This window comes from Pauljensenia sp. C0170B4, from assembly GCF_056590235.1.
In genome coordinates this window covers 541327-554776 of record NZ_JBWPVS010000001.1, presented here as the reverse complement: position 1 = coordinate 554776, position 13450 = coordinate 541327, and the positions used below count along the sequence as shown (strand labels likewise).

Here is a 13450-nt window from a genome sequence, read left to right as displayed (position 1 = left end):
CCACAAAGATTGGTTTGGTGACGTATCAGTCGCTGACGGTGATGCCCATGGAACGGGCGGTGCCGGCAATGATCTTGATCGCGGCTTCGATGTCGTTGGCGTTGAAGTCCTGCATCTTGGTCTCAGCGATCTCGCGAACCTGATCTTTGGTCAGGTTTGCCACCTTGGTGGTGTGAGGCGTCGGTGAGCCCTTGTCCACGCCAGCCGCCTTCTTGATCATCTGTGCAGCCGGAGGCGTCTTGAGAACGAACGTGAACGTACGGTCTTCATAGACGGTGATCTCAACAGGGACGATATTGCCGCGCTGAGATTCGGTTGCAGCGTTGTACGCCTTGGTGAACTCCACGATGTTCACGCCGTGCTGGCTCAGTGCCGGGCCAACTGGCGGAGCCGGAGTTGCAGCACCGGCAGGGATCTGCAGCTTGATCAGGCCGGTGACCTTCTTCTTTGGTGCCATATAAGTTACGGGTCTTTCATTGGTGATTCGAAGCGAACCGACGGTTGCCGATCCGCCTGCGCGTCCTACACGCAAATGCAGACGCACAAACAGCGATGATATCGCGTCAGATACCTTGATCCCAAGTTCTCGTGCGCGACATCACTCACTAAGCTGTGCGCAACACCTGGGCGGGCGTGTCCGCCCCTGCGCCGCGGCGACTAGTCGTCGATCTTTTGAACCTGATCGAAGTTGAGTTCCAGAGGCGTTTCGCGCTCGAAAATCGTGACCAGAACTTTCAGCTTCTGGGTCTCGGGCATGATCTCGGAGATTACGGCGTTCATCGTTTCGAACGGTCCGTCCACCACTGTGACAACTTCGCCCACCTCGTAGCTGACCTTGAGTTCCTGAACCGGAGCCGGGCCAGTCTTGTTTTCCTGAGCGGCCTCTTCCATGACGTTCGGGGTGAGCATCATGACAACCTCATCTTCAGACAGAGGCATCGGATTGTGCTGATCGCCAACGAAGCCGGTCACGGCTGGCGTTTCCTTGACAACTCGGTATGACGCGTCAGTGAAGTCCATGCACACCAGGACGTATCCGGGGATGCGCACACGACGCACACGCTTCTTCTGAGAGCCGCGGAATTCCATGACATATTCGTCGGGAACCTCAACGCGGTAGATGTAGTCCTCCATGTTCTGGCTGGTGATGCGCTGTTCAAGGTTAGCCTTGACCTTGCGCTCGTGGCCGGAATACGTGTGGATGACGTACCAGTCGCCTGGCAGAAGGCGCAGCTCGCCACGCAGAACTTCGATGGGGTCTTCGATTTCGTCAGCCGCGGATTCAGTGTCCGCATCGCCCGGCTGCTCGCTTGCTTCAGCGTCGCCAATTTCCGAGGGTGGCTGATCCTTAGCAGGCACCTCATCATGAGCGGGCGCCTCAGCTACAGCCGCATCAGCATCGGATCCACCGTGCTCGGTGGCAGCAACTGACTCAATCACAGCTGCAGTTTCTTCCTGCGCGAGGGTGGAGTCAGCTGTCTCGACGCCATCAGCTGTCTCGGCGTCATCAGCTTTCTGCGCGCCGCTGCCCTCCGATACAGATTCGGATGCAGAGACGAACTGAGGGGCAGAATCAGCGTCGACGTGCGTATCGTTTACAGCGGTAGTCTCATCCGCATCTGGTGCGTTTTCAATGTGGTCGCTCACGTGTCCTCCTTCAGAGCCAACGCGCGTGGGCTTGTCAGCAGTGGTTGACGAACCGTAGAAGAAACCCGCCTGCAGGTTCCTGCCGGCGGGTCAATCGGGTTCAGCCGAATATCAATGCGTTTAGCTTACCGAATATCAGGTCTAAAAGTCCTGTGTATGCCATCACAGCGGTGACGAAGACGATCACGACAACAAAGTACGTCCATGTTTCGTTGCGAGTCGGATACGTCACCTTCTTCATCTCAGCGATGACCTGGCTGATGAACAGGCGAATGCGGGAGAACAGTCCACGCTTTTCGCCTTCCTCATGCGTCGACTTCTCACGGCTCGGAGTCGGTGCACTCTTCGTGCGGTCACGACGCACAGGAGCGCTCGGCTTGTCCGGCACGTCGGGCAGACCGTCATTGTCGGGTCCGCCAAGTGCGCGACTGTCGCTCACAGAACCTCTCCTTGTCGTGTAGGCCGATATCTACAATGTAGCAGGGCAGGCGGGAATCGAACCCACAACCGCCGGTTTTGGAGACCGGTGCGCTACCTAATTGCGCCACTGCCCTTCACCGCTTGTCACAGGCTGACGCCCATGACCCGCCCCGCTAGTTTAGGGCGTTAACGCGCCAGTGTACAACTTCACGCCGCATGTAGAAAATCACAGATCTGTGTTTTTGGCTTCCACCGTCCGCACCAGCACCCCCTGATCATAGCGCGTCCATTCCTAGGAATTTTCTTCCGCACGGCCTCCAATCGTGCAACGATAGAGACATGTCGAACCAAACTGCTCACCGCGCCTCAGCGCGTCTTCGTTCCATCACACCATCAGCGACTTTAGCCGTGGATGCCAAGGCGAAAGCTCTCAAGGCTCAGGGCGTCCCCGTCATTGGTTTCGGCGCCGGCGAACCTGACTTCCCGACCCCCAACCAGATCGTCGAAGCAGCCGCCAAAGCCTGCCACGATCCTCGGATGCATCGTTACAGCCCAGCCTCAGGTCTGCCGGAACTGCGCGAGGCAATCGCAGCCAAGACGCTGCGCGACTCGGGCTACGAGGTCGACCCCAGCCAGATTCTGGTCACCAACGGCGGCAAGCAGGCCGTGTTCGAGGCGTTCGCAGCTGTCCTCGATCCCGGTGATGAAGTTCTCCTGCCAACCCCCTACTGGACGACCTACCCGGAGGCCATCAAACTTGCCGGAGGCACCACGGTTCCCGTTTTTGCCGGTGCTGACCAGGATTACAAAGTCACCGTTGACCAGCTCGAAGAGGCACGCACCGACAAGACTGTGGCATTGCTGCACTGTTCCCCCTCGAACCCGACAGGCACGGTGTACACACCCGAGGAAACTCGCCAAATCGGCCAGTGGGCACTGGAGCACGGTATCTGGGTCATCACCGATGAGATCTACGAGCATCTGCTGTACGACGGCGCCCAGACTGCTCACGTTGTCAAGCTGGTTCCCGAACTGGCTGACCAGACCCTCGTCCTTAACGGCGTCGCAAAGACATACGCGATGACCGGCTGGCGTGTGGGCTGGATGGTTGGCCCGCAGGACATGGTCAAGGCGGCCACATCTTTCCAGTCTCACTTAACCTCCAACGTCAACAACGTTGCCCAGTGGGCTGCCAAAACCGCGCTCGAGGGTGGCCTGGAGGACGTGGAGCGTATGCGCCAGGCGTTTGACCGCCGCCGACGCACGATGATCGACATGCTCAGTGAAATCGAAGGATTGACCGTACCCACACCGAAGGGCGCCTTCTACGCGTACCCATCGGTGGAGGGACTATTGAACACCTCCATTCGCGGCACCACGTGCACCACGTCCGCTGAACTCGCCGACTTCATCTTGAAGGAAGCTGAGGTCGCGGTAGTGCCGGGTGAGGCCTTTGGCCCCAGCGGCTTTATTCGCCTGTCGTACGCGCTTTCCGACGATGATCTGGCAGAAGGCGTTGGCCGTATTCAAAAGCTCCTGGCTGACCGCGACTAAGACTCACTTTCTGCCTGGGCGAGGCTGATCGCTGGTTCAGCATCGGCGAGCGTTGTTTCTGCTTCAGCATCGGCGAATTCCATCTCAGTCTCAGCATGCCCGCACCTGACCATTTGCTGTTGCGGTCGCACCACCAATTCTGCCCTTTTGGCGCTGATAAGCGCTCATCAGCGCCTTTTAACAGGCACAATAGTGGTATGCAGTTGTTCACCCATCACACATCCGATCCCCAGCCTCACGGCACCGTCTTGATCTGCCACGGATACGCCGAGCATCAAGGCCGCTACAGGCGCCTCGTCGATTCTCTCAATCACGATGGCTACGACGCAGTGACATTCGATCTGAGCGGACACGGAAGTGCAGATGGTCCACGTGCTCAAGTCGATGTCGGCCGTCTCATTACAGAGCACCGCGCAGCGCGCGCAGACGCCCTCGCCAATTCGCGCACGTCGCAGCTATTTGTGTTGGGTCATTCCATGGGCGGCATTATCACCGCTGCATCTGTCCTCATCGATCCGGATCATGTTGCCGGCATGGTGCTGACCGGTCCGGCATTTCGTCCCGCCGCGCCGATCACTGCCAAGGTAGCTCGCTCCATGCTGACACTGGCTCGCGTCGCCCCCGGATTGCCCACAGCGAAGCTTGATGCGGGCGGCGTCTCGCGCGACCCTGACGTGGTGGACGACTACGAAAACGATCCGCTCAATTTCCATGGACCCGTCCCGCTGATCACTGCTCTGACGATGTGCGTTCAGGGCGACCACACGATCGCACGAGCCGATTCACTCAGCGTGCCCACCCTGGTCATCCACGGTTCACACGACCATCTTGCTCGCCCGAGTGGGTCAGAGGAATTCGTGCGCAATGCTCGACTGTCACTGGCATGGGGCACGCACACCCCCGACGCGCACCTACGCGTCATCGACGGCGCATACCACGAAGTACTGAACGAGCCTGAAGGTCCCGGCCTGATGCGGGATATCGCCTTGTGGATGGACGCGCGCCGGCCGGCTGCCGATAATGGTGCTGATGCCTGAACATTCTCACAGCATGCCCCCGCCGATGCCGCTGCGTCCGATTGCTTCCCCCAGTCCCAGTGACCAGCCCATATTGACGAAGGCGGCGCCCACGCCCCCCGGCCGGCGGCCCCTGGCCACATTGCCCAAGGCACAGCTGCATCTGCACTTCACCGGCGCGATGCGACCGCGCACTCTGGTCGAACTCGCTGTGGAAAAAGGCGTCCGACTGCCGCCTCATTTGCTGGACATGGATCCGCTCACGGTCCCGGCAGATGCGCGCGGATGGTTCCGCTTCCAGCGCGCCTACGATGCAGCCCGCGTGTTAGTTCGCACCGAGGATGTTATGCGCCGCCTCGTGCGTGAGGCTGCCGAGGATGACGCGGCGGAAGGCTCTGTGCATCTGGAAATGCAGGTTGATCCCACGTCGTATGCACCGTGGGTTGGCGGCATCACTCCCGCCCTCGAAATCATTCTGGACGAGGCGCGCGCATCCAGCGAAGCAACTGGTGTGGATGTCAGCATCGTGGTCGCTGCCTCTCGTATCCGCCACCCCTTAGATGCACGCACCCTCGCCCGCCTGGCATCTCAGTACGCTGGCAGGGAGCCGGGCACCGTCGTGGGATTCGGTCTGTCCAACGACGAGCGGGTGGGCTCAACCGCGCAGTTCGGTGCTGCCTTCAACATTGCGCGTGACGCTGGTCTTGCGTCGGTTCCGCATGGAGGCGAGCTGCTGGGACCCTCATCGGTGCGTGAAGTCCTGGCAGCGCTCTCCCCGACCCGGCTGGGACACGGTGTCAGGAGCGCGGAGGATCCGGACCTGCTCAAGCGCCTGGTCGATGACGGCATTGCGTTGGAAGTATGTCCCACGTCTAACGTGCACCTCGGGGTGTATCCAGACATTGTGCACGTCCCTTTGCCTGACTTGATGGCAGCCGGCGCCACAATCGCCTTGAGCGCCGACGACCCGTTGCTGTTCCACTCGCGCCTGTTGGCTCAATACGAGGCTGCTCGAGATGTTTTCGGTCTGAGCGACGAGCAGCTTGCGGAACTGGCCCGTCAGTCGATCCGCGCCTCCCTAGTGTCATTTGACCGCAGGCGCATCTGGAACGCGCAGATTGATCGGTGGTTGGCCAATGAGCCGTGAGATGAACGAACACGAGAATGCTGCTGAATCGGTTCGGCAGTGGCCGCTGTGGCACTGGTTCGCCCCTGCGGAGACGTTGCGCCAAGAGGTACCTTCGTGGGTCACGATACCGCCAATTCCGCAGCGCCTGGCCGTCGCTGCCAACGATTTAGTGGGCGCTGCGCGCCGTCGCCTCCAGCTCATGACATCTGTCGTATGCGACACGCTTTCGGCGGCCGGTGATTCGTCCGGCAGTCAGAACGGTTCGGATGATTCGGCAGCCTCACCATCGGCCGGCCCGCAGTCACCCTCGTCGATAACCGTAACAAGTAGCGCGCTCGCCCAGCCTTCCACAGACGCGGGTACGCCCACTCAGCCTGCCGCGAGCGCACACACACCTGCGACGCTCGCTGCGAGCACAGCAACGCCTGACTGCGCGGCGCGTCCAGTCGCCATCGGGATTCCCGGCATCTGGGAGTCGCGCCACTATCTCGACCCGTGGGCGCGCGCGCTGGCCGACGCCGGGTGGGACGCACGAATCCTGGAAGGCGTGCGCGCTATGCGCCGCCCGATTGACACGATTGCTCAGATGGCCGAGCGCTACCTTGCGCGAGAAAACCTCACTCATGTGCTGCTCTATTCGCATTCCAAAGGCGGACTGGTGGCCAAAGCGATCATGGCCGGTCCCGAGGGATGGCGTATTCGGCACCTCATCACCTTTGCGACGCCCTTCGACGGAGCACCGATCGCACGCCTGTTGCCGATCCCGAGTTTGCGTGAACTCTCCCCCGGCTCCCCCGCCATTCGCCCCCTGGCCTCACGCACTGACCTGAACGCACGGATCACTCAGATTGAGGCGACGTGGGATGAGAACGTCCCTCCCACTACGCTTCCAGGCGCGCATCGCCGAGTCATTTTGCCCATCTACGGTCACGGTCAGATGCTTGAATCGCGCGGAGCAGCACGAACATTGGTCCAGCTGGCTGAGCCGTACCGCTGTTAAATTTGCTCTCCCAGGACAACGGGTTCTGGCACAAGCGTCACGCCAAAACTTCCCTTCACCCCTGCGCGCACCGCCCGCGCCAGATCACGGATATCCTGTGCGCAGGCTCCTCCTCGGTTAGTCAGCGCCAGGACGTGCTTAGTGGACAGTGAAGCGCGCGCCGAACTGTGGCCACCGCACGGTTCACACTCGTCAGACAGCGCAAACCCTTTTCCAAAACCCGCACGGTCGATCAGCCACGCTGCCGATGTCTTGACCAGGCCCCGCCCAGCGTCAAATCGCGGAGCCTCAGGTGGCAACAGCCGCTCCGCCTCATCGGCATCAAGAATCGGGTTCGTGAAGAACGATCCGGCCGACCACGTGTCATGGTCCCCCTCGTCAATCACCATGCCCTTGGAGGCACGCAGGCGCAGGACCTCGCTGCGTACGCGATTCGTCTCGACCTGCTGTCCAATTGGAACGTCCAATGCGCGCGCGAGCTGGGAATACGCGACGGGTGCAGACATGTGTGAGCGTGTGAGCTGCAGCGTGACATCTAGGACGACCCAGCGCCCGGTAGGCCCCCACTGCGAGCCGTCCATGCGAGGTGTCAGACGCGACTGCTTCAGAATGGATGAACGATAGCCGAGCTCAAGGTCATCGTGGGTCAACTCGACGCGGCGCTGCTCAAGGCGATCCCACGCGCCTATGTGGAGCAGTGTGTGGGCAACTTCGCCGCCGTACGCTCCGATGTTCTGCACAGGTGCCGCCCCAACCGTTCCGGGGATTCCTGACAGTGCTTCCAGGCCCGACAGCCCCCGCTTCACACTCTCATTGACGAGGGCGTCCCACGCCACGCCAGATGCAGCCGTCACGATGACAGGTGAGCTCTGCGGCGCGGATGGCTCCGAGGGGGTCCAGGTGACATCTGTTTCAAGGCTTGCGCGAGCGTCACGAATCACCGTTCCATCAAACGGTGCATCGTCAGCCAGGATGTTCGATCCGCCGCCCAAAATCAGGAGGCGGTCAGGGCTGTGTTCATCGTCGGCGCGGCGCAACGCGTCAACGAAGGCGTCTTCAGTGGAAGGCTCAACGAGGGTGGCCACCGGACCGCCGACACGAAAGGTCGTCATGTCAGACAGGCGGGGGGCATGCGTACGGGCGCGCGGGCGCCTATGCTCCTCGGCGTTGATCGATGGTCGGTTCTTCCCCTGTTCGCTCACGTAGGACATCCTAGCTGTCTGACTCAGGGCGCAGGTAGCGTGTCAGCCACGCACCAACCGCAACCGGAACAACCAGACACGTCAGAGCACGGTGGTACCCGATATGCGAGGCGAGCAAGCCGAGCACAGGCGGACCGATCAGGAATGCGCCGTAATTGATGGTGGACAGCACCGACAGGCGCGCAGCTGTCATCGACGGGTCGTGGGACAGGGCAGAAGCACCGGTGGGATACACCAGGGCGGCGCCGAATGCCCACAACACCACGCCAATCATCGCAATACCCCACACGGGTGCGAAACCGACCAGGACCAGTCCGGGACATGCGGCGATCAGCATGCCACGCAATAAAACATCAGGTGGCCAGTGCCGACGCAGCCACGCCGCACTGAGTCTGACGACCACCACCGTGGCGAGGAAACCGGACAGTACCGCAGAACCTTGCGCCGCCGTCATGTCGTACCCATCAACCATCGCCAGTGCAAGCCAATTATTTGCTGACCCCTCCAGCAATCCCGAGGACAACACCATCAGGCCGATCAACAGCGTGCGTTTTTCGCCCCACGCCTTTCGCGTACGGGCCGTTGATCCGCCGCTTCCAAATATCCGGCGACGCTTGGGAGCGCCGTCGCTCACAGATTGGGCGAGCACATCGTCCTCGGTGAGCAGGAACGCGGTTGCGACTGCGACGCAGGTCAGGCCAAAGACGATCACTCCCAGCAGATGATGGGTGACATGGACGGCCGCCCTCGCCATTGCGGCACCTGAGAGTGCGCCGGTGACTGTGCCGATCGAGAACATCGCGTGGAATCGATCCAGGATTGGGTGGCCGAGGGCGACTTCGATTAGTCCGCCTGCAGTGTTAATTGTTGACCCTGTCAACGACATCCCCATCGACACGAAGATGAGGCTCAGTGACAACAAATCGAGCGACCCCACGTGGATAGATGCCACCACGCAGCCCATACCCACAGCCCACAGCACACCCGCGAGGCGGCCGCTCATACGCGGCCCAATCGCCCCGACTACCGGGCCTGAGGAGGGAAGCGCCACAAGTGACCCGATAGAGCCGATGAGGAGCATTGCGCCGATCTGAGTCGGGCTGAGGTTCAGAGAATCACGCACTGCCGGCAAGCGAGACACCCACGAGGAACTGGCAAAGCCCATGAAAAAGAACATAGCGGCGTCAGCAATGACGGCACGACGTATCCGCGATTGGGGCAGATCTCTGCGTGACAGGCTCATGACAGCCTTCCCTGTGGCCATATTGTGCCGATCGAATAAGTGCCGTGCGTGGCTATCTAGTGCGCCGAGGCGGCGGAAACGCAGCGTGCATAAACCCCCGGGCTGTTGAACAGCTCCGGGGGCATGACAGTTGTGAGGCGTCGCTGGAACGTCACCGAGTTTCGCGGTGCGTCGTCGACTTGCGGCAACGCGGGCAATACTTGGCCAGCTCGAGGCGGTCAGGCGTATTGCGACGATTCTTCCTGGTGATGTAGTTACGTTCCTTGCACTCCGAGCACGCCAGAGTGATCTTGGGGCGAACGTCCTGAGACTTGCTTGCCACGATCTTTCCTTCACTTGAGGTTCTGAGATTATCGCCGGAGACCGGGAGGTCACGGTAGCGGGGGCGGGACTCGAACCCGCGACCTCACGATTATGAGTCGTGCGCTCTAACCAGCTGAGCTACCCCGCCGTGGTAGGTCGCGACTGCGAGGCCGCAAACCAGAGCCCCGAAAGGGAATCGAACCCTTGACCTTCTCCTTACCATGGAGACGCTCTGCCGACTGAGCTATCGGGGCAACGAGAGAAACTCTAGCCTGACACTCATGCTCGAAGCAATCTCCAGGCTTGAGAGCATCCTCACGTCGCAGAACTGAGTACCTCGAGAGCGAAGCACTTGTGGCATTCAGTCCAGTGGCGGGGGAGGGATTCGAACCCCCGAAGCATTCCGCGGCTGATTTACAGTCAGCTCCCTTTGGCCGCTCGGGCACCCCGCCATTGACACCAATCATCGGTGCCGTGAAAGAATAACAAAAATACAAGCGTGAGCGCCAATCGGATCACCGGTTTTGACCCGCTCAAATGCGAGATATCGAGCACACTCATAGCCAGACGCTGATAGGAAGGGATTCCCATGGCTGATTCATCATTCGACATTGTCTCCAAACTCGACCGGCAGGAAGTGGATAACGCTGTCAATCAGGCGGCGAGGGAGGTGTCCCAACGCTACGACTTCCGTAACGTGGACGCATCGATCGAACTGTCGGGCGATACGGTGGTGATGGAAGCGAACTCCCCCGAACGCGTGATGGCCATTGTGGACGTGCTGCGCTCCAAGCTCACCAGACGCAAGGTTTCACTTAAGGCGCTGGATCTGAAGGATCGTGAGCCTCAGCCGTCCGGAAAAATCTATCGACTGGTCGTTCCCCTGCGCGAAGGTATCAGCCAGGACAATGCCAGGAAGATTACGAAGCTGATTCGCGATGAAGGCCCGAAGGGCGTGAAGGCACAGATCCAGGGAGATGAGGTTCGCGTTTCGTCAAAGTCGCGCGATTCCCTGCAAGAAGTCATTGCACTGCTCAGAGGCGAAGCGGGCCGGAAGATCGACTGCGCGTTGCAGTTCGTGAACTATCGGTAGGATCATCGCCGTCAGATAGCGGCCTTCACCCCCTCTGCCTTGTCCCCAACTGTCGATCTCGAGGCAGTGCGGGCGTCCTCGCCCATATCTGAAGCACCCCACTCTCCTGTCCCCAACTGTCAACCTGGAGGCAGCTTCACCTATGCGAGCACTGATTGCTTCCCTCATTGCAAGGTAAAACTGCAGGAAAATAGGGATTTCCCACGTATCAGCCTGACAAGGCTGGCAGGGAAGGTGCAGCCTGGCGTCTTCTGATCGACAGTTGGGAAAATCAGAGAATGCGTGCGCAGGGAGCTCGCATTCGCGTCCTAATCGACAGATGGGAAAATGAGAGAGGAGCCGATGTTCGGCCTAATAGCCGGCCAGTTCCTCCAAGCGGCGGATCCGCTCTTCCATCGGCGGGTGCGTGGACATGAGCGAGCGCACCGATTCCCCGCTGAACGGATTGGCAATCATCATCTGGGCTGCGCCCTGGTGCTCCGGGGTGCGCTCAAGGGGCACGCGGCTTGTACCCACCTCAAGCTTCTTCAACGCCGACGCTAAAGCCAGGGGGTCGTGCGACAAAATCGCACCGTCGTGATCTGCCTCGTACTCACGCGTGCGTGAAATCGCCAGCTGGATGAGCATGCCGATCAGCGGCGCAACAATCGCGGCGACCAGTGACAGTATCAGTCCGGCCGCTCCTCCACCGTCACGGTTACGACGGCTGCCGCCTCCCATCCACAGCAGAGAGCGCCCAGCAATTGCCATGATGCCCGCCAGGGACGAGGCGATTGCAGTAATCAGAATGTCACGGTTGTACACATGAGACAGCTCATGCCCGATTACACCGCGCAGCTCACGCTCATTGAGCAGATCGAGGATACCGGCGGTCACACACACCGCAGCGTTTTTCGGGTTGCGCCCCGTTGCAAACGCGTTAGGCGCCATCGTCGGCGCAATCCACAGTGTCGGCATTGGCTGATCGGTCTGCCGGCTCAGATCCTCGACAATGCGGTAAACCTCCGGATACAGACTTTGATCCATAGGCTCGGCATTCATCTGGCGCAGCGCCAAGGACGCCGAGTTCCAGTAGGTGAAGAACGTACCGATCAGCGATACGCCGCCCATCACCCACAGCCACACCATCGACCCGGTTGTATGCGCCAAAATCGCACCAATACCGAGGAGCACCGCCCACAGGACGGCAAACAGAAGGATTGTGCGCACTGTGTTGGACGCGACACGCGAACGCGATTTCATAGCTCTAGTGTCTCATTCGCCGCGCGGACCGGTGTAGTGATCACCAAATCGCTCAATGGCAGTGGGCACGCCCATCTCACCGGGCTGACCAATCAGGTCCTCATCGTCGTGCGAATGCTCTTCACTGCGAGAAATCGCCGTCATCGCATTGCGGGAGACAACCTTGATGCGCTCACGGATGCCGCGACCACCAGAAAGCTCACCATACCGTGAGCCCAGTTCGCGTTCGTACGCATCCAGCAGCTCCCAGCCTTCCCATGTCGTGTAGGCGACGCCACGCTCGTCAAGCAGTTTGATCATCGCATCGTGCCCCACTGCTTCACTGGTGGCATGCAGAGCGCCAGCCTCGGCATCTTCAACCAGGTGCGCAATGGTCTGCTGCGCATCCGACTTCGTGGAGCCGATCAGGCCCACGGGGCCACGCTTCACCCATCCGGTCGCGTACACGCCTGAAACAATTTCCGTTGACCCCGGCTCGGTGACAACGCGTCCCTCGTTATTCGGGATCACGCCACGAACCTCGTCAAACGGCACGCCGGGGATGGGCGACGAAAAGTACCCGACGGCCCGGTACACGGCCTGCACTGGCCAGTCAGTCATCACTCCGGTGCCGCGCACACTGCCGTCACCGACCAGTTCAGTGCGTTCGGTGCGCAGTGCGCGCACGTTACCTTTGCTGTCCGCCAGAATTTCCGAGGGTGACTGGAACAGGTGGATATGGATACGGCGGGAGGCTTGGCGCTCTTCTGGATCCACCGAGGCGTAGTTCGTCAGTGTCTTGACGACCTGGCGCTGCTGGTTGGATGAGCGCATCGTCTGTTCGGAGCCTTCATCAAAATCAAAGTCTTCCTCATCGACGATCACGTCAACGTCGGGCACTTTGCCCAGTTCGCGCAGCTCGAGTGGCGTGAACTTGACTTGCGCGGGGCCTCGGCGGCCAAAAACATGCACATCGGTGATGGGATTGTCTTCGAGAATTTTCGCCACGTTGTCCGGCACTTCAGTCACCATCAGGTCATGCACATGCTTGGAGAGGATGCGGGACACATCCAGCGCCACATTGCCCACACCGATGACGGCAACCTCGCGCGCGTCAAGCGGCCAGGTGCGCGGGTAGTCCGGATGCCCGTCGTACCACGAGACAAAGTCGGCTGCACCATATGACTGCGGCAGGTCGACACCTGGGATGTTTAGCGGAGCATCACGGTCAGCTCCGGTTGCCAAGATGACGGCGTCGTAGTGTTCGCGCAGATCGTCGATCGTCACGTCGCGACCGATCTCCACGTTGCCGAGCAGGCGGATGTCGCCTCGCTGCAGGATCTTGTAGAGGGCAACGATGATTTGTTTGATGCGCGGATGATCAGGAGCCACGCCGTAGCGAACGAGTCCGTAGGGAGCAGGCAGGCGTTCGAACAGGTCGATATTCACATCGAGATCTGATTTCGACAAGATGTCCGAAGCATAAATACCAGCCGGGCCTGCCCCGACAACGGCAACGTTCGTTGCTGTCACAGTCATTCGTCCCTTCTCAGGCTCACCACGCACGAATGAGCGTGGCTCGAGCCGCGTTTTCGATACAACACACCATCCTAGCGCGCTTC

General features: G+C 60.3%; 13 protein-coding genes and 4 tRNA genes. 5 read left to right on the top strand and 12 right to left on the bottom strand.

Going from position 1 to position 13450, the window contains the following annotated elements:
• Nucleotides 1–25: 25 nt before the first annotated feature.
• The 4 genes from rplK to AC1EJ1_RS02460 form a co-directional block, all read right to left on the bottom strand.
• On the bottom strand, nt 26–457 hold the full coding sequence (gene rplK / locus AC1EJ1_RS02475; protein WP_480295286.1) for a 50S ribosomal protein L11: 432 nt from the start codon (nt 455–457) through the stop codon (nt 26–28).
• 200 nt (nt 458–657) lie between these two features.
• Nucleotides 658–1647: a transcription termination/antitermination protein NusG gene (nusG, locus tag AC1EJ1_RS02470; protein WP_307876267.1), complete on the bottom strand. Its 990-nt coding sequence runs from the start codon at nt 1645–1647 to the stop codon at nt 658–660.
• Between the two features lie 100 nt (nt 1648–1747).
• Nucleotides 1748–2044 (bottom strand): preprotein translocase subunit SecE, encoded by a 297-nt coding sequence (gene secE / locus AC1EJ1_RS02465; RefSeq protein ID WP_058237861.1) that lies wholly within the window; start codon nt 2042–2044, stop codon nt 1748–1750.
• Between the two features lie 83 nt (nt 2045–2127).
• Nucleotides 2128–2201 (bottom strand) — tRNA-Trp (locus AC1EJ1_RS02460).
• 205 nt (nt 2202–2406) lie between these two features.
• On the opposite strand from AC1EJ1_RS02460, the gene AC1EJ1_RS02455 reads away from it, so the two are divergent.
• The 4 genes from AC1EJ1_RS02455 (at nt 2407) to AC1EJ1_RS02440 (ending at nt 6766) form a co-directional block, all read left to right on the top strand.
• Nucleotides 2407–3621, top strand: coding sequence for a pyridoxal phosphate-dependent aminotransferase (locus tag AC1EJ1_RS02455; protein WP_058237183.1), 1215 nt, complete (start codon nt 2407–2409; stop codon nt 3619–3621).
• A 197-nt stretch (nt 3622–3818) separates the two neighbouring features.
• Complete coding sequence (locus AC1EJ1_RS02450) at nt 3819–4658, top strand: alpha/beta hydrolase (RefSeq protein WP_058237184.1); 840 nt, start codon at nt 3819–3821, stop codon at nt 4656–4658.
• Between the two features lie 25 nt (nt 4659–4683).
• Nucleotides 4684–5784, top strand: a complete 1101-nt coding sequence (locus tag AC1EJ1_RS02445; RefSeq protein WP_480295296.1) for an adenosine deaminase — start codon at nt 4684–4686, stop codon at nt 5782–5784.
• A gap of 1 nt (nt 5785) precedes the next feature.
• Nucleotides 5786–6766, top strand: a complete 981-nt coding sequence (locus AC1EJ1_RS02440; protein ID WP_285014747.1) for an esterase/lipase family protein — start codon at nt 5786–5788, stop codon at nt 6764–6766.
• On the opposite strand, the gene AC1EJ1_RS02435 is transcribed toward AC1EJ1_RS02440, so the two are convergent.
• The 6 genes from AC1EJ1_RS02435 to AC1EJ1_RS02410 all read right to left on the bottom strand — a co-directional run bounded on the left by AC1EJ1_RS02435 (nt 6763) and on the right by AC1EJ1_RS02410 (nt 9966).
• Complete coding sequence (locus tag AC1EJ1_RS02435) at nt 6763–7977, bottom strand: UDP-N-acetylmuramate dehydrogenase (protein ID WP_285014748.1); 1215 nt, start codon at nt 7975–7977, stop codon at nt 6763–6765. The genes AC1EJ1_RS02440 and AC1EJ1_RS02435 overlap by 4 nt on opposite strands.
• A 1-nt stretch (nt 7978) precedes the next feature.
• Complete coding sequence (locus AC1EJ1_RS02430; protein ID WP_285014750.1) at nt 7979–9211, bottom strand: MFS transporter; 1233 nt, start codon at nt 9209–9211, stop codon at nt 7979–7981.
• Between the two features lie 151 nt (nt 9212–9362).
• Entirely contained in the window at nt 9363–9533 is a 171-nt protein-coding gene (gene rpmG, locus AC1EJ1_RS02425; protein WP_074026201.1) for a 50S ribosomal protein L33, read from the bottom strand.
• Nucleotides 9534–9588: 55 nt separating this feature from the next.
• A tRNA-Met gene (locus tag AC1EJ1_RS02420) sits at nt 9589–9662 on the bottom strand.
• A 33-nt stretch (nt 9663–9695) separates the two neighbouring features.
• Nucleotides 9696–9768 (bottom strand) — tRNA-Thr (locus AC1EJ1_RS02415).
• A 116-nt stretch (nt 9769–9884) separates the two neighbouring features.
• Nucleotides 9885–9966 (bottom strand) — tRNA-Tyr (locus tag AC1EJ1_RS02410).
• Between the two features lie 137 nt (nt 9967–10103).
• On the opposite strand from AC1EJ1_RS02410, the gene AC1EJ1_RS02405 reads away from it, so the two are divergent.
• Nucleotides 10104–10607, top strand: coding sequence for a YajQ family cyclic di-GMP-binding protein (locus AC1EJ1_RS02405; RefSeq protein WP_480295285.1), 504 nt, complete (start codon nt 10104–10106; stop codon nt 10605–10607).
• A gap of 351 nt (nt 10608–10958) precedes the next feature.
• Here AC1EJ1_RS02405 and AC1EJ1_RS02400 read toward each other — a convergent pair whose 3' ends face one another.
• Nucleotides 10959–11849, bottom strand: a complete 891-nt coding sequence (locus AC1EJ1_RS02400) for a M48 family metalloprotease (RefSeq protein WP_480295284.1) — start codon at nt 11847–11849, stop codon at nt 10959–10961.
• A 12-nt stretch (nt 11850–11861) separates the two neighbouring features.
• Entirely contained in the window at nt 11862–13361 is a 1500-nt protein-coding gene (locus tag AC1EJ1_RS02395; protein WP_480295295.1) for an FAD-dependent oxidoreductase, read from the bottom strand.
• Nucleotides 13362–13450 lie beyond the last annotated feature (89 nt).

Excerpts from the sequence above, each read along its gene's own strand:
- rplK (WP_480295286.1), bottom strand. The coding sequence starts at position 457 with ATGGCACCAAAGAAGAAGGTCACCGGCCTGATCAAGCTGCAGATCCCT.
- AC1EJ1_RS02455 (WP_058237183.1), top strand. The coding sequence starts at position 2,407 with ATGTCGAACCAAACTGCTCACCGCGCCTCAGCGCGTCTTCGTTCCATC.
- AC1EJ1_RS02450 (WP_058237184.1), top strand. The coding sequence starts at position 3,819 with ATGCAGTTGTTCACCCATCACACATCCGATCCCCAGCCTCACGGCACC.
- AC1EJ1_RS02445 (WP_480295296.1), top strand. The coding sequence starts at position 4,684 with ATGCCGCTGCGTCCGATTGCTTCCCCCAGTCCCAGTGACCAGCCCATA.
- AC1EJ1_RS02440 (WP_285014747.1), top strand. The coding sequence starts at position 5,786 with ATGAACGAACACGAGAATGCTGCTGAATCGGTTCGGCAGTGGCCGCTG.
- AC1EJ1_RS02435 (WP_285014748.1), bottom strand. The coding sequence starts at position 7,977 with ATGTCCTACGTGAGCGAACAGGGGAAGAACCGACCATCGATCAACGCC.
- AC1EJ1_RS02430 (WP_285014750.1), bottom strand. The coding sequence starts at position 9,211 with ATGAGCCTGTCACGCAGAGATCTGCCCCAATCGCGGATACGTCGTGCC.
- AC1EJ1_RS02405 (WP_480295285.1), top strand. The coding sequence starts at position 10,104 with ATGGCTGATTCATCATTCGACATTGTCTCCAAACTCGACCGGCAGGAA.
- AC1EJ1_RS02400 (WP_480295284.1), bottom strand. The coding sequence starts at position 11,849 with ATGAAATCGCGTTCGCGTGTCGCGTCCAACACAGTGCGCACAATCCTT.